Origin of the sequence: Burkholderia sp. S-53 (assembly GCF_025560745.1) — a bacterium.
Taxonomy (GTDB): domain Bacteria; phylum Pseudomonadota; class Gammaproteobacteria; order Burkholderiales; family Burkholderiaceae; genus Burkholderia; species Burkholderia pyrrocinia.
This window is the reverse complement of record NZ_CP090484.1, coordinates 1,329,725-1,350,219: the sequence shown is the minus strand read 5'-3', so window position 1 is coordinate 1,350,219 and position 20,495 is coordinate 1,329,725. Positions and strand designations below refer to the sequence as shown.

Here is a 20,495-nt window from a genome sequence, read left to right as displayed (position 1 = left end):
CAGAGTGATACGTAGTACGTATCGGCTGTCGTTCTTTAACAATCTGGAAGAAGTAAGTAATTTGGATAGCGGAAGCGTCTTGAGATGGACGTGAAAACTATCCGGGTTGTGATTGTATCGATGTATCTCAAGATGATTCGAACTCTATGTTTGACTCAATTGGAATACGGCACAACGCGAAAACTCAACCTGTAACGACTGTCGGAGAGACAGACTCGTTATAGGGTCAAGCGAACAAGTGCATGTGGTGGATGCCTTGGCGATCACAGGCGATGAAGGACGCGGTAGCCTGCGAAAAGCTACGGGGAGCTGGCAAACGAGCTTTGATCCGTAGATGTCCGAATGGGGAAACCCGGCCCTTTTGGGTCATCCTAGACTGAATACATAGGTCTAGTGAAGCGAACGCGGTGAACTGAAACATCTAAGTAACCGCAGGAAAAGAAATCAACCGAGATTCCCAAAGTAGTGGCGAGCGAAATGGGATGAGCCTTGCACTCTTTATTTGTATTGTTAGCCGAACGCTCTGGAAAGTGCGGCCATAGCAGGTGATAGCCCTGTAGGCGAAAACAGTATGAAAGAACTAGGTGTGCGACAAGTAGGGCGGGACACGTGAAATCCTGTCTGAAGATGGGGGGACCATCCTCCAAGGCTAAATACTCGTGATCGACCGATAGTGAACCAGTACCGTGAGGGAAAGGCGAAAAGAACCCCGGGAGGGGAGTGAAATAGATCCTGAAACCGCATGCATACAAACAGTCGGAGCCTCGTAAGGGGTGACGGCGTACCTTTTGTATAATGGGTCAGCGACTTACGTTCAGTAGCAAGCTTAACCGTATAGGGCAGGCGTAGCGAAAGCGAGTCCGAATAGGGCGTTCAGTTGCTGGGCGTAGACCCGAAACCAAGTGATCTATCCATGGCCAGGATGAAGGTGCGGTAACACGTACTGGAGGTCCGAACCCACTAACGTTGAAAAGTTAGGGGATGAGCTGTGGATAGGGGTGAAAGGCTAAACAAACTTGGAAATAGCTGGTTCTCTCCGAAAACTATTTAGGTAGTGCCTCGTGTCTCACCTTCGGGGGTAGAGCACTGTCATGGTTGGGGGGTCTATTGCAGATTACCCCGCCATAGCAAACTCCGAATACCGAAGAGTGCAATCACGGGAGACAGACATCGGGTGCTAACGTCCGGTGTCAAGAGGGAAACAACCCAGACCGCCAGCTAAGGTCCCCAAATATAGCTAAGTGGGAAACGAAGTGGGAAGGCTAAAACAGTCAGGAGGTTGGCTTAGAAGCAGCCACCCTTTAAAGAAAGCGTAATAGCTCACTGATCGAGTCGTCCTGCGCGGAAGATGTAACGGGGCTAAGCTATATACCGAAGCTGCGGATGCGAGCTATGCTCGCATGGTAGGAGAGCGTTCCGTAAGCCTGCGAAGGTGCGTTGAAAAGCGTGCTGGAGGTATCGGAAGTGCGAATGCTGACATGAGTAGCGATAAAGGGGGTGAAAGGCCCCCTCGCCGTAAGCCCAAGGTTTCCTACGCAACGTTCATCGGCGTAGGGTGAGTCGGCCCCTAAGGCGAGGCAGAAATGCGTAGCTGATGGGAAGCAGGTCAATATTCCTGCACCATTGTTAGATGCGATGGGGGGACGGATCGCGGAAGGTTGTCCGGGTGTTGGAAGTCCCGGTCGCTGCATTGGAGAAGGCACTTAGGCAAATCCGGGTGCGCAATTCAAGGGTGTGGCGCGAGCTCCTTAGGGAGCGAAGCAATTGGAAGTGGTTCCAAGAAAAGCCTCTAAGCTTCAGTCTAACGATGACCGTACCGCAAACCGACACAGGTGGGCGAGATGAGTATTCTAAGGCGCTTGAGAGAACTCGGGAGAAGGAACTCGGCAAATTGGTACCGTAACTTCGGGATAAGGTACGCCCTTGTAGCTTGACTGGCCTGCGCCAGGAGGGTGAAGGGGTTGCAATAAACTGGTGGCTGCGACTGTTTAATAAAAACACAGCACTCTGCAAACACGAAAGTGGACGTATAGGGTGTGACGCCTGCCCGGTGCCGGGAAGATTAAATGATGGGGTGCAAGCTCTTGATTGAAGTCCCGGTAAACGGCGGCCGTAACTATAACGGTCCTAAGGTAGCGAAATTCCTTGTCGGGTAAGTTCCGACCTGCACGAATGGCGTAACGATGGCCACACTGTCTCCTCCCGAGACTCAGCGAAGTTGAAGTGTTTGTGATGATGCAATCTACCCGCGGCTAGACGGAAAGACCCCATGAACCTTTACTGTAGCTTTGCATTGGACTTTGAACCGATCTGTGTAGGATAGGTGGGAGGCTATGAAACCGGAACGCTAGTTTCGGTGGAGCCGTCCTTGAAATACCACCCTGGTTTGTTTGAGGTTCTAACCTTGGCCCGTGATCCGGGTCGGGGACAGTGCATGGTAGGCAGTTTGACTGGGGCGGTCTCCTCCCAAAGCGTAACGGAGGAGTACGAAGGTACGCTAGGTACGGTCGGAAATCGTGCTGATAGTGCAATGGCATAAGCGTGCTTAACTGCGAGACCGACAAGTCGAGCAGGTGCGAAAGCAGGTCATAGTGATCCGGTGGTTCTGTATGGAAGGGCCATCGCTCAACGGATAAAAGGTACTCTGGGGATAACAGGCTGATACCGCCCAAGAGTTCATATCGACGGCGGTGTTTGGCACCTCGATGTCGGCTCATCTCATCCTGGGGCTGTAGCCGGTCCCAAGGGTATGGCTGTTCGCCATTTAAAGAGGTACGTGAGCTGGGTTTAAAACGTCGTGAGACAGTTTGGTCCCTATCTGCCGTGGGCGTTGGATATTTGAAGGGGGCTGCTCCTAGTACGAGAGGACCGGAGTGGACGAACCTCTGGTGTACCGGTTGTCACGCCAGTGGCATCGCCGGGTAGCTATGTTCGGAAGAGATAACCGCTGAAAGCATCTAAGCGGGAAACTCGCCTTAAGATGAGATATCCCTGGGGACTAGATCCCCTTGAAGGGTCGTTCGAGACCAGGACGTTGATAGGTCAGGTGTGTAAGCGCAGTAATGCGTTCAGCTAACTGATACTAATTGCCCGTAAGGCTTGATCCTATAACAAGTCTGTCTCGATAGCCGTTAGCGCTTCAGCGCTTACGGATATCGAGCGTCGAGTGCAAGGCACTCGACGTACGACGGTTGAGCAACCGCGTACGTGTGAGATACAGCTCACAACCCAAAATTACTGCTTCTTCCCGATTGGTCGCGCTGCGAAGCAACGCGACAACCCTCTTTGCCTGATGACCATAGCGAGTCGGTCCCACCCCTTCCCATCCCGAACAGGACCGTGAAACGACTCTACGCCGATGATAGTGCGGATTCCCGTGTGAAAGTAGGTAATCGTCAGGCTCCCTAAGCCAAGAACCCCCGCCCGAAAGGCGGGGGTTTTTGCATTGGGGCGGACAAAATGCAGGTCGGCCAGGACGGGGCAGCGCGCTCGGAACTGGGCCGCCGAAGGCGTTGATCCAAGCATCGCAGTCCGTCCACACGATCGGCCGGGACATTCAAGTGATCCTGGATCCGCAATTCCGCGCCGCTGATATCTTCAGGCCCGTTCCTCTGCGCATCGCATCGATGCACCTCCACCCAGCGCTTGGTTGATGTCGATACATCCAAAGATGATGTTGCGATGACTCATGATGAGCGACGTTAATCGACAATGCTCGATAAATGACGCTTTCCTGCGAAAATCCTCCAGCTTTACCCACTCATCCTTCCACGCTTCGCCTCGACCCGTTCGAGCACGTCACTCGGTGGACGCAGCACGAAACCGTCCCCGAAATCTATGCGCATAAAGTGCATTCGTCCGACATGAGTCGGCAAAGCGAAGACCAAGCCCTTCGGGGTAATATCGCCGTTCGTTCCGATCCCCGGCGCTCGTCTGCATCTGCTGGCGGTCGGTGTCTTTCGAATTCCGTCTCCTGCACCGTTCATGACTGACAGCCCTGCCCAAGGTGGTCGGACGACCGACTTCTTGCCGTATCTCGTCGCCGCAACGTTCTTCATGGAGTACCTCGACACGACCGTGATCGCGACCGCGCTGCCGCAAATGGCGCACTCGTTCGGCGTCGGGCCGAACGCGCTGAGCCTCGGAATGACGGCCTACATGCTGGCGCTTGCGGTATTCATCCCGATCAGCGGCTGGATCGCGGACCGGTATGGATCGCGTACGGTGTTCGCCAGCGCGATCGTCGTCTTTACCGGAGCGTCGGTGCTGTGCGGGCTGTCCGATGGCGTGGTGACGTTCACGGCTGCGCGGCTGCTGCAGGGCGTCGGCGGGGCGATGATGGTGCCGGTCGGACGGATGATCGTCGTGCGCAGCACCGAGAAAGCAAGGCTGATGCGCGCAATCGCGACGATCACTTGGCCGGGCATCGTCGCGCCTGTCGTCGGGCCGCCGATCGGCGGCTTCATCACGACCTATGCGTCCTGGCGATGGATCTTCCTGTTGAACGTCCCGTTCGGCGTCGCCGCGCTCGTCTGTACCTGGCTGATCGTCCGGAACACGCGGGCCGACGAGCAGCGGCCGCTCGACTGGGTTGGCTTCGTGCTGGCCGGCGGAGCGCTGACTTGCCTGTTGATCGGCACCGAGACGGCGGGCCAGCAGGATGTCGATTTCACGCGTGCGGCGGTGCTGGTGGGCGCGAGCGTGCTGTTCGGCATCGCCGCGTGGTTGCATGCGCAGCGTAGCGCACATCCGCTGCTCGATTTCACGACGCTGAAGGTGCCGACGTTCTCGGTGACGGTGATCACCGGCTCGATCACTCGGATGGCGATCAACGCCGTGCCGTACCTGCTGCCGCTGCTGTTCCAGATCGGCTTCGGGCTGTCGCCGTTCCAGTCCGGCCTGCTGCTGCTTGCGAGCGCGCTCGGCAATCTCGGCATGAAGGCGGGTACGTCGTGGATCCTCGACCGCTACGGTTTCCGGCGCGTCGCGCTCGTCGACGTGACGATCGTCGGCATCTTCACGATCGCGTGCGGCTGGCTGACCGCGTCGACGCCGCTGGCCATCACGCTGCTCGTCGTATTCGTCTACGGGCTCACGCGGTCGATGCAGTTCACGACGCTCGCGACGCTGGCCTATGCGGATATCCCGGCTCACCAGACGAGCGCGGCCAGCACGTTGTGGAGCGCCGCGCAGCAGATGACGATCGGGATGGGGATCGCGTTCGGCGCGTTGTCGCTGCGGCTCGCGGCGCTGGTGCGTGGCGATGCGGCCGGCATGCATTACGTACTCGACGATTTCCGCTGGGCGTTTGTCGCGGCGGGTGTGCTCGCACTGTTGACGTTGCCGGGCTACGCGCGATTGGCAGCCGATGCAGGCGACCGGCTGCGGGCGAATATGGCGCGGGGGTAGGCCGAACCGCCAATCGCGTTGGTGTCGCGGCAGATGAGTGCTTTGGCTTTCTGTCGCTCACTTGAATCGTCGTCCGTCCTGGCTGCGATGACCTGACAGGTAGCGAAATCAGTCATCTGTCATGGTGGACAGGTGAGCAGATCGCACGGCGATGTCCAGCCGTAACGAACCGTGAGTGATGACGCGCGATTGGCGCGACAGATGCACGTCGTTTCCTGTGCGAATCCATCGACGTGACAAGCCGCACGACCGTACCGTGTTCGTCCCGGTGACCGTCACCTGTCACTGCGCGTCGTGGAAGATGATGCCGACCGTGTGGCGGTGTCCGCTTCTGATCCGGCTTACGCCGTGGCGCAGGTTGACGCGATAGACGCCGCGCGTTCCTTGCACGGGCCTGCCGTGCACGGCGAAGATCACCGCGTCGCCTTGCGTCAGCGGCACCACTTCCGCACGCGACTGCATGCGTGGCCGCTGTTCCGTCAACACGAACTCCCCTCCGGTGAAATCGCGGCCGGGCGCCGACAGCAGGATCGCGACCTGCAGCGGAAACACGTGCTCGCCATACAGATCCTGATGGAGGCAGTTGTAGTCGTCGGCACCGTATTGAAGGATCAGCGGTGTCGGTCGTGTCTGTCCCGCGGCGTGGCAGCGGTCGAGGAAGGCCGCATGGTCTTTCGGATAGCGGACGTCAATCCCGAGCGCCTGGTTCCAGCGATTCGCGATTGGCGCGAGATGGGGGTAGATCGTCGTACGCAGCTCCGCGACGATCGCGGGCAGCGGATACGCGAAATACTTGTATTCGCCGCGCCCGAATCCGTGCCGCGCCATCACGACGCGTGAACGATAGAGCGCATCACGCGGATAGAGCGATGCGAGCGCATCGCACTCGCTCGCCGAGATCACGCCCGGCACGCGCGCGCATCCGTAGCGATCAAGGTCGGCATCGACGGTCGTCCAGTCGAGTGTGTCGACGCGTTGCGCGATGTCCAGCGATTCGACGGCAGGTTGCAGATCGGCGATGTTCACGGGCGTACCTCGTTCGTCAGCAGTGTGGCGTCGTGCGGTCGCGCGGAATGCTCGGGAAACGTCGCGCGCACGGGTGAATCCACGATGAAAGTTGATGAACCCAGTCTAGCGATGTCCGTGCGCCGGCGCGCTCCAGATCTTGCGCTCCAATTCGGAAAAGGAAGAGGGGAAAGTTCCCGATGTGGCATGGGCGCACGCGAATGCGTCGAAGTGTCGAAGTGTCGGGGCGGAGAAGCGGAGAAGCGGGGAAGCGGGGAAGCGGAGAAGCGGAGAAGCGGAGAAGCGGAGAAGCGGAGAAGCGAGGGGCGGACCTTCTACGGAAGGCGGCCGGCTGCCGCCGGCCACCCGCCGCGTCCCCGATCAGGCCACCGACCGGAACAGCCAGTAGAGCCCGCCCGCGAGCGCGATCGACGCCGGCAGCGTCAGCACCCATGCGAGTACGAGGCTGCGCACCGTGCTCCATTGCAAGCCGGACCCGTTCGCCGCCATCGTGCCCGCGACGCCCGACGACAGCACGTGTGTCGTCGACACGGGCAGCCCGTACACGTCGGCGGCGCCGATCGTCAGCATCGCGACGAGCTCGGCCGACGCGCCCTGTCCGTACGTCAGATGCTGCTTGCCGATTTTCTCGCCGACGGTCACGACGATCCGCTTCCAGCCGACCATCGTGCCGAGGCCCAGCGCAATCGCAACGGCAACCTTCACCCACGTCGGAATGAACTTGGTCGCTTGATCGAGCTGCTTGCGATAGTTGTCGATCGCGAGCTTGTCGTCGGCGGCAAACGCGGGCTGACCCGACTTCTCGATCAGGCGAATCGCTTCGGACACCAGATACATCGTGTTGCGCACGTTGTCGACGTCGCGCTGCGGCACCGCCGCCATCGAGCCCGACGCGCCGACCGCGGTCGCGAGCGACGTGGACAACTGCTGCACGGCCGGCAGCACTGCGGGCGTCAACTCGCGGCGCTGCACGTAGTGTTCGACGTCGGCACGCGGGTTCGCGGACGGCGCAACGCCGTTCGTGTATTTCCCGAACGTCGCGGCTGCCTGGTTCGCGACCGCCACGAAGGTCTGCGATTCGGCCGGCGTAACGGCCTTGTTCAGCGCATACGCGGTCGGCACCGTGCCGATCAGGATCAGCATGATGAGACCCATCCCTTTCTGCCCGTCGTTCGAACCGTGCGCGAACGACACGCCCGTGCAGGTCAGGATCAGCAGGCAGCGGATCCAGAACGGCGGCGGCTGATCCTTCGGCGGCTCCTTGTACAGCTCCGGAATCCGCACGACGGCCTTCAGCACGAGCAGCAGCAGCGACGCGCACAGGAATCCGACGATCGGCGACAACAGCAGCGACTTGCCGACGCCGAGCGCCTGGCCCCAGTCGACGCCGCTCGTGCCCGACGGCCCGTGCATCAGCTGGTTCATCAGCCCGACGCCGATGATCGACCCGATCAGCGTATGCGAGCTCGACGACGGCAACCCGAAATACCAGGTCGCGAGGTTCCACACGATCGCGGCGATCAGCAGTGCGAACACCATCGCGAAGCCCGCGCTGCTGCCGACCTGCAGGATCAGCTCGACCGGCAGCAACTGCAGGATGCCGAACGCGACGGCGCCGCTCGAGACCATCACGCCGAGGAAGTTCCACATGCCGGACCAGATCACCGCGACGTTCGGCGTCAGCGCGTGCGTATAGATCACGGTGGCGACCGCGTTCGCCGTGTCGTGGAAACCGTTGACGAATTCGAAGCCGAGCGCGATCAGCAGTGCCGCGCCGAGCATCAGGTACGGGAACAGCGACCCTTCGCGGACCGGCGACAGATCGTCGATCAGGTGCGTGGCGATATAGACGGCGCCGACCGCGAGCACCAGCAGGAAGACGGCATAGCCGACCTGCCGGGTGCGTTCGACGGAGCCCGGATTGTTCGACGCGGACGAAGCTGGTTGATTCATGACGGCATCTCGTAAGGGAACCGTGTCCGATCCTAGCTTCGGCCAGCAGTCAGTTTGATGACAGTCGGGATGACGAACGGTATGTCTTGCAGTGATGTCAGGCAGGCATCGATATGCGATCGCGACGAGATACGTCGGCTCGCATCGCGGTCCACATAGTGAACGCAACACGGCAGGGGCTTACGCGTCGATGTCGTGGCGATCGCCGTCCGCGATCAACGTCCAGCCGTGCGGCGATGCAACGAACGTCGTGCACGACAGCGGTGCGACGTCGATGCCGGTTGCTGCCCTGGAATCCATCCGCAGCGTATGCGCGACGGCCGCGCGAACGATCGCCGCATGCGTGATCGCGACAATGTCGCAGCCGTGCTGCAGCGCATTCAACCATGCGCCGACGCGGCGCGTGGCTGCGTCGAACGATTCGCCGCCGTGCGGCGACGCGGACGGATCGCCGATCCATGCGCCCAGTTCATCCGGCAGGTCGCGTGCGAGGTCGTGCAGCCGCTTGCCGCGCCAGTTTCCGTAGTCGATGTCGCGCAACGCGTCATCGATGCCGGCACGCAGCCCGAGCGCATCGGCGGTCTGTCGCGCGCAGCATGCGGGGCTGCACAGCACGAGCGCGCCGGCGACGCCCGCCCAACGGTCGCGCAGCGCGGTGGCGTCGGCGAGCCCGCGTGCATCGAGCGGATCGTCGTCGGAAAACGTGCCGGTGCGCATCGCCCGGGTCGATGCGTGTGCGATCAGGCGCAGCGAGGCATGCATGTTCATGTCGGTTTTCGGCGGGGGCGGGGCAGTGCGCGGCCGTCCGCTGGGCTTCACTTCAATACGCGGATGTTCGAGCGTACAATTCGCCCGATACGAAACGCGGAAGCCGGTGCAATTCCGGCGCGGTCGCGCCACTGTAACCGGGGATCCTCGATCCCGGAAGCCAGACCTGCCTTCGTACCCATCCAACATTTGTCGGGGCGCGATTCCCCTGAGGTGCATCCATGAGCGAAGCAGTGCTGAAGCCGGCGGTCGTGCCGGCCCCCATCCCCGTCCGTGAACTGTTGCCGTGGGCCGTGTTCGTCGGCCTGATCCTGTTGCTCGCACTCTATTTCGTCGGCGCGGAACAGGGCGCGACGTCGCTCGTGCCGGGCATGTATGTGCACGAATTCGTCCACGACGGCCGCCATCTGCTCGGCTTTCCCTGCCACTGACGCGGAGTACACGATGGTCGGAAAGCTGCTCATGCGCGGGATGCTCGCAGGCATCGCCGCGGGCCTCCTCACGTTCGGTTTCGCGAAAATTGTCGGCGAACCGCAAGTCGATCAGGCAATCTCCTTTGAAGAAAAGCTCGATGCCGCCAAAGGCGACGCGCCGGAGCCCGAGCTGGTCAGCCGCGACACGCAGGCCGGCCTCGGCCTGCTGACGGGCGTCGTGACCTATGGCGCGGCATTCGGCGGGCTGTTCTCGCTGGTCTTTGCGTATGCATACGGGCGAGGCGGCCGCCTCCCGGCACGGCCGCTGGCCGCATGGCTTGCGCTGGCGGCGTTCGTCGCGCTCGTGATCGTGCCCAACATCATGTACCCGGCCAATCCGCCGTCGGTCGGCGATCCGGACACGATCGGCTATCGCACGGGGCTGTTCTTCCTGATGATCGCGATCTCGATCGCGACGATGGTGTTCTCGATCAGCGTGCGCCGCCATCTGCTGGCGAAGCTCGGCCAATGGAACGCATCGATCGTCGCGGGGCTCGTGTTCGTCGCGATCATCGCGGCCGTGCAGTTCGGGCTGCCGTCGATCAACGAAGTGCCGGCCACCTTCCCGGCCGCCGTGCTGTGGAAGTTCCGCGTCGCGGCCATCGGGATGCAGGTGATCATGTGGACGACGATCGGCCTGCTGTTCGGCGCATGGGTCGAGCGTGGCGAACGCACCGGCATGCGCGCCGCCTGAACGCATGGCAACAGGGCGCGCCTAGCGCAGCATGCGCGGCGCGCTCCACGTCGATTCGCGCGCAAGCGCGACGAACGCGGCCAGATAGTCGATCGACGCATCCGCTTCGCGGATGCCGAGGAAGATCTGCTTCGCGATCCCCTTCTTGCCGAGCTTGACCGGCACGACCGGCATCCGGTCCGCGTATTCGTCGGCGAGCCATCTCGGCAGCGCGGCCACGCCGCGCCCGCTCGCGACCATCTGCAGCATGATGTCGGTCGTCTCGATCGACTTGTGTCGCCTCGGCACGATGCCGGCCGGCGTCAGGAACTGGTTGTAGATGTCGAGCCGGTCGGTTTCGACCGGGTACGTGATCAGAATCTCGTCGGTCAGTTGCTCGGGCGTCACGTAGTCGGCGTTCGCGAACCGGTGCGAGTCGGCGACCACCAGCACCTGCTCGTAGTCGAACACGGGAACGAAGTGCAGGCCCGGCTTGTTCAGCGGATCGGGCGTGACGAGCACGTCGATGTCGTAACCGAACAGCGCGCCGATACCGCCGAACTGGAAGCGCTGCTTCACGTCCACGTCGACGTCGGGCCAGCGCGACAGGTACGGCGACACCACCTTCAGCAGCCATTGGTAGCACGGGTGGCACTCCATCCCGATGCGCAGCGTGCCGCGCTCGCCCTTCGCGTACTGCTTCATCCGCTCCTCGGCGAGCTCGAACTGCGGCAGCAGCCGGTTCGCCAGCTTCAGCAGATACTGCCCGCCCTGCGTGAGCCGCAGGCCGCGGCCCTCCCGATCCCAGATCGGCGTGCCGAGCTGCTGCTCGATTTTCCGGACGGTATGGCTGAGCGCCGATTGCGTGAGGTGCAGCGCATTGGCGGCCGCAGTCAGCGAGCCCTGGCGCTCGACTTCACGAATCACGACGAGATGGAATCGTTCCAGCATGGTTATCGCTCACCCAACGGATACATGAACAACTTTAATGGATGAATGAAATAATGCCATTTTATTTCATGTGTTGAAATCCCTATCATGGCTGCCGGACATTCACTACATCTGGACGGCAGCGTCATGGTCACCACACACAACCTCGGTTTTCCGCGCATCGGCGCGCAGCGCGAACTCAAGTTCGGTCTCGAACGCTACTGGAAAGGCGAATCGTCGCGCGACGAGCTGAAGGCGCTCGGCGCCGAGCTGCGCCAGCGTCACTGGAACGACCAGCGCGATCTGGACCTGGCACCGATCGGTGATTTCGCGTTCTACGACCAGGTGCTCGACATGAGCTTCACGCTCGGCAACCTGCCGAAGCGCGTGCAGGGCTTCCACGGCGACGTGCTCGACAACTATTTCCGCGTCGCGCGCGGCCGTTCGGCGCAGTCGGCGGACGAGCACGCCGCGTGCTGCGGCGGCGTCTCGGCCGGCGAAATGACGAAGTGGTTCGACACGAACTATCACTACATCGTGCCGGAATTCCACGCGGACACGAACTTCTCGCTCGACCCGTCGCGCCTGCTCCAGCAACTGTCCGAGGCGAACGCGCAGGGCGTGAACGCGAAGCCGGTGATTCTCGGCCCCGTCACGTACCTGTGGCTCGGCAAGGCGAAGGACGATTCCGATCGCCTCGCGCTGCTGCCGAAGCTGCTGCCCGTGTACGGTGCGCTGCTCGATACGCTGACCGCGCAGGGCGTCGAATGGGTGCAGATCGACGAACCGATCCTCGTCACCGAGCTCGACGCCGAATGGCGGCAGGCATTCCGCACCGCCTATGCGGCGCTGGAGACGCGCCGCATCAAGCTGCTGCTCGCCACCTACTTCGGCCAGCTTCAGGACAACCTGACGCTCGCTGCCTCGCTGCCGGTCGACGGCCTGCATATCGACGCGATCAATGCACGCGACGAAATCGATGCACTGGCGCGCGAACTGCCGGCCGGGCGCGTGCTGTCGGTTGGTGCGATCAACGGCCGCAACATCTGGAAGACGGACCTGAACGCGACGCTCGACTGGCTCGAACCGCTCGCGAAGCAGCTCGGCGATCGCCTGTGGCTCGCGCCGTCGTGCTCGCTGCTGCACGTGCCGGTCGATCTCGCGAGCGAGGAGAAGCTCGACGCGGAGATCCGTTCGTGGCTCGCGTTCGCGCTGCAGAAGCTCGACGAGCTGAAGGTGCTCGCGACCGCGCTGAACGAAGGCCGCGACCAAGTGGCCGATGCGCTTGCCGCGAACGCCGCCGCGATCGATTCGCGCCGCCGCTCGCCGCGCGTGAACAACCCGGCGGTGAAGGCCGCGATCGCGCGCATCGACGCGCAGCTCGGCAACCGCGCGAGCCCGTATACGCAGCGTGCGCCGAAGCAGTCGGCGCGACTGAACCTGCCGGCCTTCCCGACGACGACGATCGGCTCGTTCCCGCAGACGGCCGAGATCCGCCAGGCGCGCAGCCAGTTCAAGGCCGGCGCGCTGGATGAAGCGGGCTACCGCACCGCGATGAAGACTGAAATCGAACGCAGCGTCCGCGAACAGGAGTCGCTCGAACTCGATGTGCTCGTGCACGGCGAGGCCGAGCGCAACGACATGGTCGAGTACTTCGGCGAGCAGCTCGACGGCTACGCGTTCAGCCAGTTCGGCTGGGTGCAGTCGTACGGTTCGCGCTGCGTGAAGCCGCCTATCCTGTTCGGCGACATCAGCCGCCCGAAGGCGATGACGGTCGAATGGATCACATACGCGCAGTCGCTGACGAGCAAGCCGATGAAGGGCATGCTGACCGGCCCCGTGACGATCCTGAACTGGTCGTTCGTGCGTGACGACCAGCCGCGCTCGGTGTCGTGCTACCAGCTCGCGCTCGCGATCCGCGACGAAGTGCTCGATCTCGAGACGGCCGGCGTGCGCGTGATCCAGATCGACGAGGCCGCGCTGCGCGAAGGGCTGCCGCTGCGCCGCGCGCAATGGAGCGAGTACCTGAAGTGGGCAGTCGAATCGTTCCGCATCACCGCGAACGGCGTGCAGGACGATACGCAGATCCACACGCACATGTGCTATTCGGAGTTCAACGACATCATCGCGTCGATCGCCGACATGGATGCGGACGTGATCACGATCGAGACGTCGCGTTCGGACATGGAACTGCTCGATGCATTCGACAACTTCAGGTATCCGAACGAGATCGGGCCGGGCGTGTACGACATCCATTCGCCGAACATCCCGACGCAGGATCACATCGTCGGCCTGATGAAGAAGGCGGCGGAACGGATTCCGGCGGAGCGTCTGTGGGTGAACCCGGACTGCGGCCTGAAGACGCGCCAGTGGGCGGAGGTCATTCCGGCGCTGACGAACATGGTCGCGGCCGCGAAGACGCTGCGCAACCCGATGCAATAACGCGCGAACGCTGTGCGCCTGCTTGTCGCGATCGACGATCCGGCGACAGGCGCTGCATCGGTCCAGACCGTCCCGGGCAGGCCCCGGGACGCGTCGTTATCCGGATCGGCGTGAAGTACTACCGTGTGAAAACACCTGACGAAGGCAGTCGGGAAGACTGACGGTGACGTCGTCGCGAAACAGGCGGGGAGTGGATTCCCGGAAGAAGAACGGGCGACCTGTCGGCCGCCCCGTATGCGCGAGAACCGGGCAGGCGAAGCCGCCTGCCCGTCGTGCGTAAATTACGCGGTACGCGCCCCGCGCGGCAGCGACTCGTTCGTCTTGCCGGGCGCACTGGCATCGTCGATGCTGACGCGGCGCGAGATCAGCCACACGCACAGCGACGACAGGATCGCGGCACTCGTGTACTGGATCGCGAGCGGCCACCATTGCGGCGCGACGTTCTGCGCGATGACGGTCGCGACGAGCGGCGTGAGGCCGCCGGCGAGCGCGCCGCACACCTGGTATGCGATCGAGATTGCCGTATAGCGGATCCGCGCGACGAAGATGCCGCTGACGAAACCCGCGACCACCGAGTAGTAGCCCGATTCCGCGAGCGTCGCGAGGCCGACGCCGACCGTGATCGACAGCGGCGTGCCCATGTGCACGAGCGGCAGCATCACGAACGGGACGATCGCGGCCCATGCGCCGGTGATCAGCAGCACGCGCGTGGTGCCGAAGCGCTGCGCGAGGAACGCGGCCGCGAGCTGCACGACGAACTGCAGCACCGCGACGATCGTCATGCAATGCAGCACCATCGACCGGTCGAGCGACAGGAATTGCGTCGCGTAGCTGATCATGAAGATGTTGCTGAAATACACGCCGGCGATGCCGTACACGTTCGCGCCGATCGCGAGCAGCAGCAGCGGCCAGTACTTGAGCGCTTCGCGCACCGGGTTCTGCGCGGTGTTGCCGCTCCTCTTGACCTCCTCGAACTCGGGCGACTCGGACACGCTCGCGCGGATCACGAAGCCGACGATCAGCAGCACGGAACTCGCGAGGAACGGCACGCGCCAGCCCCAGCTCATCATGTCGTCCTTCGACAGCGTGCTGATCGCGCCGAACGCGAGCATCGACAGGATCAGCCCGCTCGCGCTGCCGAGCTGCGCGAACGATGCGAAGAACGTGCGCTTGCCTTCGGGCGCATGCTCGCCGGCGAGCAGCACCGCGCCGCCCCATTCGCCGCCGACCGCGATGCCTTGCAGCACGCGCATCAGCACGAGCAGGATCGGTGCGATCACGCCGGCTTGTGCATGGGTCGGCAGCAGGCCGATCGCGACCGTCGACACGGCCATCAGCATCAGCGTCGCGAGCAGCGAACGCTTGCGGCCGAAGCGGTCGCCGAGATAGCCGAACATCACGCCGCCGAGCGGTCGCGCGAAGAAGCCGACCGCGAACGAGCCGAACGACGCGAGCAGGCTGATGAAGCGGTTTTCGCCGGGAAAGAACAGCGGCCCGAACACGATGGCGGCGGCGGTCGCGTAGCTATAGAAGTCGTACCACTCGATCGTGGTGCCGACGAACGACGCGAGCGCCGCCCGCTTCGGTTGTTTGACGGAAGTCCCCATCCTTGCTTTGCTCCTCTTGAATCCTTTGATTTGGAATGTGTGTCGTGGTGTTGCGGCGGGATCAGTCGCGGTACTTGACGCCCGGCAGCACGCACAGCAGCTCGTACGCGAGGTTCGCGCCCAGCAGCGCTGTGGTGCCGAACGGGTCGTACGGCGGCGCGACTTCGACGAGATCGCAGCCGACGATGTTCAGCCCCTTCGCGCCGCGGATGATCTCGAGCGCCTGCGGCACCGTGAGGCCCGCGATTTCCGGCGTGCCCGTGCCCGGTGCGTAGGCCGGATCGATGCCGTCGATGTCGAAGCTGATGTAGACGGGCGTGTCGCCGACGCGGGCGCGCACTTCTTCCATCAGCGGCGCGAGCGACTTGTTCCAGCATTCCTCGGCCTGGACGACGCGGAAGCCCTGCTCGCGGCACCAGTCGAAATCCTCGGCCGCGTAGCCCGTGCCGCGCAGGCCGATCTGCGTGACCTTGTCGCCGTGCAGCAGGCCTTCCTCGACCGCGCGGCGGAACGGCGTGCCGTGCGCGATCTTTTCGCCCATCATCGTGTCGTTCACGTCGGCGTGTGCATCGACGTGGATCAATGCAACCTTGCCGTGCTTGCGGTGGATCGCGCGCAGGATCGGCAGCGCGATCGTGTGGTCGCCGCCGAGCGTGACCGGCTTGCAGTCGTGCTCGAGGATCGCGTCGTACGCGGCTTCGATGCGCGCGATGGAATCGTGCAGGTTGTACGGATTGATCGCGACGTCGCCGATGTCGGCGACCTGCAGCGAATCGAACGGCGCGGCGCGGGTGGCCATGTTGTACGGGCGCAGCAGCACGGATTCGGTGCGGATCTGGCGCGGGCCGAAGCGCGCGCCGGTGCGGTTGGACGTGCCGAGATCGAACGGCACGCCGACGAAGCATGCGTCGAGGCCTTCGGCGCTCGCCACGTGCGGCAGGCGCATCATCGTCGCGATGCCGCCGCAGCGCGGCATCTCATTGCCGCCGAGCGGCTGGAAATGGGTGTGGTCGTTCATGGGGCGCCTCTTCCGATGTGGGGTTGCCGTATCATTCGACGCGGCTTGGCGCACAGTTTTACGCGCTCCGCCGGGAAAGAAGAATGCGAAGATATCGACGTTAACATCGATTTTCATCGATGTATGGAAGGGGAAGAGCGTGCTGGGGAATCTGTCGACCCTCGATCTGCGGTTGATCCGCGTGTTTCTCGCGGTCACGGACGCGGGCGGCGTATCGGCCGCGCAGGCGGTGCTGAACGTCGGGCAGTCGACGATCAGCGCGCAGTTGTCGTCGCTCGAGACGCGGCTCGGCTACCGGCTCTGCGAACGCGGCCGCAGCGGCTTCCGGCTCACGCCGAAGGGCGAGCGGTTTCATGCGATGAGCCGCAAGCTGCTCGCGGCGCTCGATGAATTCGGGATGGCCGCGCGGCACATGGACCGCCAGCTGGTCGGCACGCTGAACATCGGCCTGATCGGCCATACGCCGGTCAGCCAGAACGCGCGGATCGCCGAGGCGATCGCCGCGTTCCGCACGCGCGACGAGGCCGTGCGCTTCTCGATTTCCGTGCGCGCGCCGGGCGATCTCGAGGAGAAACTGCTGAGCGACGAGATCCAGATCGCGGTCGGCTACTTCTGGCACCGCGTGCCGTCGCTGCACTACACGCCGCTGTTCATCGAGCGCCAGGTCGCGTACTGCGGCCGCGGCCATCCGCTGTTCGACGGCGCCGGCGCGCTGACGCCGGCCGACGTGGCCGGCTTCGAATGGGCGTGGCGCTCGTATCCGCTGCCGGAAGCGCAGATGTCGACGACGCCCGACCGCGTGACCGCGACCGCCGACAACATGGAGGCCGTCGCGCTGCTGATCCTGTCCGGCCATCACCTCGGCTACCTGCCGCAGCACTTCGCGGCGCCGTACGTCGCGCAGGGGCTGCTCGCGCCGCTCAATCCGGAGCAACTGCGCTACGACGTGACATTCCACATGGTCGTCGCGCGCAACGGGCGCGGTAATCCGCTCGTGGAGGCGTTTCTCGAGGATCTCGAGCGCGCACACCAGGCGCCGGACATCGCGTGATGCCGACGCCGCCGGCAATGTGAACGAGCGTTACATCGGCGCGGCCCGCCGCGCGCATCACGGCACCGGCAACCCCGCGTCGTGCTTCACCTCGCGCAGCGACAGCGCCGATTCGATCGACGTCACGCCCGGCAGCATCCGCAGCGAGTCGCGCAGGAACGTGCCGTAGTCGTCGAGGTCGCGCGCGACCACCTGCAGCAGGTAGTCGGCCGTGCCCGCGACGTTGTGGCACGCGAGGATCCGCTCGATGCCCAGCACTTCCCGTTCGAACCGGTCGGCGACCTTGCGGTCGTGCGTCGCGAACCGCACGAGCACGAACGCGACGACGCCGAAGCCGAGCGCCTGGCGCGACAGTTGCGCGCGGTAGCGCTCGATGTAGCCGTCGCTTTCGAGACGTTTCAGGCGTCGCGCGCAAGGCGTCTCGGACAGGCCGACGGATTCGGCGAGACGCGCGATCGGCAGGCGGCCGTCGCGCTGCACCGCAGCGAGGATCGCGCGATCGGTTTTGTCGAGTTCGGTCATTTTGGCGGAATCCGTGTTCAGGTTCCGTGATTGTGGCGGATTCCACTATGGAACGGCAATCCCGAGCCAAAGATGGCCAATAATCCCTCCATCTTCAGCGGCAACATATCGTCATTGAAGGACGGGGGCAGAACATGATTTCCACGCATTTGCTGTTGATCTATCTCGCCGCGCTGGCGGCCATTTATGCGGTGCCGGGGCCCGACATGGCGCTCGTGCTGCAGACCAGCATCGGCCGCGGCGTGCGGCCGGGATTGGCGGCGGCGGGCGGCCTGTCGCTTGCGCGCACCGCGCACGTGACGCTGTCCGCATGCGGCGTCGCAGCACTGATCCGCAGCGCGCCGTGGCTGTACGAGGTGATCCGCTACGGCGGCGCGCTGTATCTCGCGTATGTCGCGATCCAGGTGTTCCGCTCGCCCGTGTTCGCGCTCGGCGACAGCGATGCGGCCGCGACCGCCGACGAGCTGCGGCAGTCGTTCGTGAAGGGGCTGTTGACGAACCTGCTGAACCCGAAGGCGCTGCTGTTCTGCTCGGTGCTGCTGCCGCAGTTCGTGCGGCCCGAGGCCGGGCCGGTCGTCGTGCAGATGTTCGAACTCGGCGCGCTGCTGGTCGCGGCCGGCGTGTGCTTCGACCTCGCGTGCGTGTTCGGCGCGTCGCGCATCGCGGCGTGGATGCGCGCGCATCCGCTCGCGCAGACCGTGCAGCGCTGGACGTTTTCCGCGGCGCTGATCGGTTTCGCGCTGCGCCTGTCGATGGACTGAGCGCCACCGGCGCGTCGATACCGCGCGGGCCGACACTGGCCGAGCGGTATCGATGCACCGATCGGGTCAGGCCGCGCGCAATGCCGGCCTTCGCGCGCAAGCTCTGCTGCAGAAGGGCTTGCGCGCAAATCGTCTGACTGATCTAAACTCCGTTTAACTTCGCGCTGCTGCGAACCGACTGACCGAACGGAACCGACTTCCGCCGGCTATGTCCGATTTCCTGGCTGTTCCGTGCAACGCGGTACCAAGGAGGGTCAGAACATGGCAAGGCATCTTCACGCCGACCGTGAACCCCGAATCGTCGCCGAGTCCAAGTGCCTCGGTCCGTGCGATCCGGCAGAACGCATCCACGTCACGATCATGTTGCGGCGGCAGGAAGAAGGGCAACTCGACACGCTGCTTCACCAGCTCGCCACCGGCGACGCGCAAGCGAAACCGGTGTCGCGCGAAACCTTCGCGCAACGTTTTTCCGCCAATCCCGACGACATTCGCAAGGCCGAGGACTTCGCGCGCCGTCACCAGCTGACGGTCGATCGCGTCGATCCGGTCGAAAGCGTCGTCGTGCTGTCCGGCATGATCCAGCAGTTCGAAGCCGCGTTCGGCGTCAAGCTCGAGCGCTTCGAGCATCAGTCGATCGGCCAGTATCGCGGCCGCTCCGGCCCGATCGTGTTGCCCGACGATCTCGGCGATGCCGTCACGGCCGTGCTCGGTCTCGACAGCCGCCCGCAGGCGCGGCCGCACTTCCGGCTGCGTCCGCCGTTCAGGCCCGCGCGCGGCGGCGCGGCGGGCGTCACGTTCACGCCGGTCCAGCTCGCGTCGCTGTACGGCTTTCCGGCCGGCGATGGCGCCGGGCAATGCATCGCGATCGTCGAACTGGGCGGCGGTTATCGCGCGGCCGATATCCAGCAGTATTTCAGCGGGCTCGGGATCAAGACGCCGCCGACGCTCGTCGACGTGAACGTCGGCACCGGCCGCAATACGCCGTCCGGCGACCCGAACGGCCCGGACGGCGAAGTCGCGCTCGACATCGAGATCGCCGGCGCGATCGCACCGGCCGCGAAGATCGCAGTCTACTTCGCACCGAACAGCGACGCAGGCTTCATCCAGGCCGTCAACGCGGCCGTCAACGACACGACCAACAAACCGTCGGTGATCTCGATCAGCTGGGGCGGCCCGGAAGCGGTCTGGCAGGCGCAGTCGGCGCAGGCGTTCAACCGCGTGTTGCAGGCGGCAGCCGCGCAGGGCATCACGGTGTGCGCGGCATCGGGCGACAGCGGTTCGGGCGACGGGCTGCAGGACGGCGCCGATCACGTCGACTTCCCCGCATCGAGCCCGTACGTGCTCGGCTGCGGCGGCACGCAGCTCGACGCGCTGCCCGGGCAGGGCATCCGCAGCGAGGTCACGTGGAACGACGAGGCGTCGGGCGGCGGTGCGGGCGGCGGCGGTGTCAGCACGCTGTTCGACCTGCCGGCGTGGCAGCAGGGGCTCACCGTCACGCGCGCCGACGGCAGCAGCACGCCGCTCGCGAAGCGCGGTGTGCCGGACGTCGCCGGCGATGCGTCGCCGCAGACGGGCTACGAGGTGTCGGTCGCCGGAACGGCCGCCGTGATGGGCGGCACGAGCGCGGTCGCGCCGCTGTGGGCCGCGCTGATCGCGCGAATCAATGCGGCGGCCGGTGCATCGGCCGGCTGGGTCAATCCGGTGTTGTACAAGAATCCGGGCGCGCTGCGCGATATCACGAAAGGATCGAACGGCACGTATGCGGCCGCGTCGGGCTGGGACGCATGCACGGGCCTCGGCAGCCCGGACGGCGCGCAGCTCGCCGCGGTCCTCGCGCGCAAGCCGTCGAGCTGACGCATCGC

14 protein-coding genes, 2 rRNA genes and 1 riboswitch are annotated in these 20,495 nt (G+C 63.9%); of the genes, 9 read left to right on the top strand and 7 right to left on the bottom strand.

Features of this window, described 5'->3' with window-relative positions:
• Positions 1-224 precede the first annotated feature (224 nt).
• The 3 genes from LXM88_RS28130 to LXM88_RS28120 all read left to right on the top strand — a co-directional run bounded on the left by LXM88_RS28130 (position 225) and on the right by LXM88_RS28120 (position 5,409).
• A 23S ribosomal RNA gene (locus LXM88_RS28130) occupies positions 225-3,107 on the top strand.
• 181 nt (positions 3,108-3,288) lie between these two features.
• Positions 3,289-3,401 (top strand): 5S ribosomal RNA (gene rrf, locus LXM88_RS28125).
• Between the two features lie 583 nt (positions 3,402-3,984).
• Positions 3,985-5,409 carry a DHA2 family efflux MFS transporter permease subunit gene (locus LXM88_RS28120; protein ID WP_262546294.1) on the top strand — a complete coding sequence of 475 codons (1,425 nt, stop codon included), beginning with the start codon at positions 3,985-3,987 and terminating at the stop codon, positions 5,407-5,409.
• A gap of 282 nt (positions 5,410-5,691) precedes the next feature.
• On the opposite strand, the gene LXM88_RS28115 is transcribed toward LXM88_RS28120, so the two are convergent.
• The 3 genes from LXM88_RS28115 to LXM88_RS28105 form a co-directional block, all read right to left on the bottom strand.
• The gene (locus LXM88_RS28115; protein WP_262546291.1) at positions 5,692-6,435 is read right to left on the bottom strand and encodes a 2OG-Fe(II) oxygenase; all 744 of its coding nucleotides are present in this window, start codon (positions 6,433-6,435) and stop codon (positions 5,692-5,694) included.
• Positions 6,436-6,795: 360 nt separating this feature from the next.
• Complete coding sequence (locus LXM88_RS28110) at positions 6,796-8,388, bottom strand: inorganic phosphate transporter (protein WP_262546288.1); 1,593 nt, start codon at positions 8,386-8,388, stop codon at positions 6,796-6,798.
• Positions 8,389-8,568: 180 nt separating this feature from the next.
• On the bottom strand, positions 8,569-9,156 hold the full coding sequence (locus LXM88_RS28105; protein WP_262546285.1) for a histidine phosphatase family protein: 588 nt from the start codon (positions 9,154-9,156) through the stop codon (positions 8,569-8,571).
• Positions 9,157-9,202: 46 nt separating this feature from the next.
• A riboswitch (cobalamin riboswitch) is annotated at positions 9,203-9,344 on the top strand.
• 33 nt (positions 9,345-9,377) lie between these two features.
• Here LXM88_RS28105 and LXM88_RS28100 point away from each other — a divergent pair.
• Both LXM88_RS28100 and LXM88_RS28095 read left to right on the top strand, forming a co-directional pair.
• Positions 9,378-9,587, top strand: coding sequence for a CbtB domain-containing protein (locus LXM88_RS28100; RefSeq protein ID WP_006488502.1), 210 nt, complete (start codon positions 9,378-9,380; stop codon positions 9,585-9,587).
• Positions 9,588-9,600: 13 nt separating this feature from the next.
• Positions 9,601-10,323 (top strand): CbtA family protein, encoded by a 723-nt coding sequence (locus LXM88_RS28095; protein ID WP_262546269.1) that lies wholly within the window; start codon positions 9,601-9,603, stop codon positions 10,321-10,323.
• A gap of 21 nt (positions 10,324-10,344) precedes the next feature.
• On the opposite strand, the gene LXM88_RS28090 is transcribed toward LXM88_RS28095, so the two are convergent.
• Positions 10,345-11,253 carry a LysR family transcriptional regulator gene (locus LXM88_RS28090; RefSeq protein ID WP_262546267.1) on the bottom strand — a complete coding sequence of 303 codons (909 nt, stop codon included), beginning with the start codon at positions 11,251-11,253 and terminating at the stop codon, positions 10,345-10,347.
• Positions 11,254-11,379: 126 nt separating this feature from the next.
• Here LXM88_RS28090 and metE point away from each other — a divergent pair, with 126 nt between their 5' ends.
• Positions 11,380-13,674 (top strand): 5-methyltetrahydropteroyltriglutamate--homocysteine S-methyltransferase, encoded by a 2,295-nt coding sequence (metE, locus tag LXM88_RS28085; protein ID WP_262546265.1) that lies wholly within the window; start codon positions 11,380-11,382, stop codon positions 13,672-13,674.
• 281 nt (positions 13,675-13,955) lie between these two features.
• On the opposite strand, the gene LXM88_RS28080 is transcribed toward metE, so the two are convergent.
• Positions 13,956-15,281, bottom strand: a complete 1,326-nt coding sequence (locus LXM88_RS28080; RefSeq protein ID WP_262546264.1) for an MFS transporter — start codon at positions 15,279-15,281, stop codon at positions 13,956-13,958.
• 61 nt (positions 15,282-15,342) lie between these two features.
• Positions 15,343-16,299: an agmatinase gene (speB, locus tag LXM88_RS28075; protein ID WP_175962088.1), complete on the bottom strand. Its 957-nt coding sequence runs from the start codon at positions 16,297-16,299 to the stop codon at positions 15,343-15,345.
• Between the two features lie 139 nt (positions 16,300-16,438).
• Between speB and LXM88_RS28070 the strand changes: the two genes are divergently transcribed.
• Complete coding sequence (locus tag LXM88_RS28070; RefSeq protein WP_262546260.1) at positions 16,439-17,350, top strand: LysR family transcriptional regulator; 912 nt, start codon at positions 16,439-16,441, stop codon at positions 17,348-17,350.
• Positions 17,351-17,407: 57 nt separating this feature from the next.
• Here LXM88_RS28070 and LXM88_RS28065 read toward each other — a convergent pair whose 3' ends face one another.
• Positions 17,408-17,872 (bottom strand): Lrp/AsnC family transcriptional regulator, encoded by a 465-nt coding sequence (locus LXM88_RS28065; protein WP_059238912.1) that lies wholly within the window; start codon positions 17,870-17,872, stop codon positions 17,408-17,410.
• A gap of 134 nt (positions 17,873-18,006) precedes the next feature.
• Here LXM88_RS28065 and LXM88_RS28060 point away from each other — a divergent pair, with 134 nt between their 5' ends.
• Positions 18,007-18,633, top strand: coding sequence for a LysE family translocator (locus LXM88_RS28060; protein WP_262546255.1), 627 nt, complete (start codon positions 18,007-18,009; stop codon positions 18,631-18,633).
• 261 nt (positions 18,634-18,894) lie between these two features.
• A complete protein-coding gene (locus LXM88_RS28055; protein WP_262546253.1) occupies positions 18,895-20,487 on the top strand; it encodes a S53 family peptidase in 1,593 nt (530 codons plus the stop codon).
• Positions 20,488-20,495 lie beyond the last annotated feature (8 nt).

Excerpts from the sequence above, each read along its gene's own strand:
- LXM88_RS28080 (WP_262546264.1), bottom strand. The coding sequence starts at position 15,281 with ATGGGGACTTCCGTCAAACAACCGAAGCGGGCGGCGCTCGCGTCGTTC.
- LXM88_RS28060 (WP_262546255.1), top strand. The coding sequence starts at position 18,007 with ATGATTTCCACGCATTTGCTGTTGATCTATCTCGCCGCGCTGGCGGCC.
- LXM88_RS28095 (WP_262546269.1), top strand. The coding sequence starts at position 9,601 with ATGGTCGGAAAGCTGCTCATGCGCGGGATGCTCGCAGGCATCGCCGCG.
- speB (WP_175962088.1), bottom strand. The coding sequence starts at position 16,299 with ATGAACGACCACACCCATTTCCAGCCGCTCGGCGGCAATGAGATGCCG.
- LXM88_RS28120 (WP_262546294.1), top strand. The coding sequence starts at position 3,985 with ATGACTGACAGCCCTGCCCAAGGTGGTCGGACGACCGACTTCTTGCCG.
- LXM88_RS28055 (WP_262546253.1), top strand. The coding sequence starts at position 18,895 with ATGGCAAGGCATCTTCACGCCGACCGTGAACCCCGAATCGTCGCCGAG.
- LXM88_RS28100 (WP_006488502.1), top strand. The coding sequence starts at position 9,378 with ATGAGCGAAGCAGTGCTGAAGCCGGCGGTCGTGCCGGCCCCCATCCCC.
- LXM88_RS28090 (WP_262546267.1), bottom strand. The coding sequence starts at position 11,253 with ATGCTGGAACGATTCCATCTCGTCGTGATTCGTGAAGTCGAGCGCCAG.
- LXM88_RS28110 (WP_262546288.1), bottom strand. The coding sequence starts at position 8,388 with ATGAATCAACCAGCTTCGTCCGCGTCGAACAATCCGGGCTCCGTCGAA.
- metE (WP_262546265.1), top strand. The coding sequence starts at position 11,380 with ATGGTCACCACACACAACCTCGGTTTTCCGCGCATCGGCGCGCAGCGC.
- LXM88_RS28105 (WP_262546285.1), bottom strand. The coding sequence starts at position 9,156 with ATGAACATGCATGCCTCGCTGCGCCTGATCGCACACGCATCGACCCGG.
- LXM88_RS28065 (WP_059238912.1), bottom strand. The coding sequence starts at position 17,872 with ATGACCGAACTCGACAAAACCGATCGCGCGATCCTCGCTGCGGTGCAG.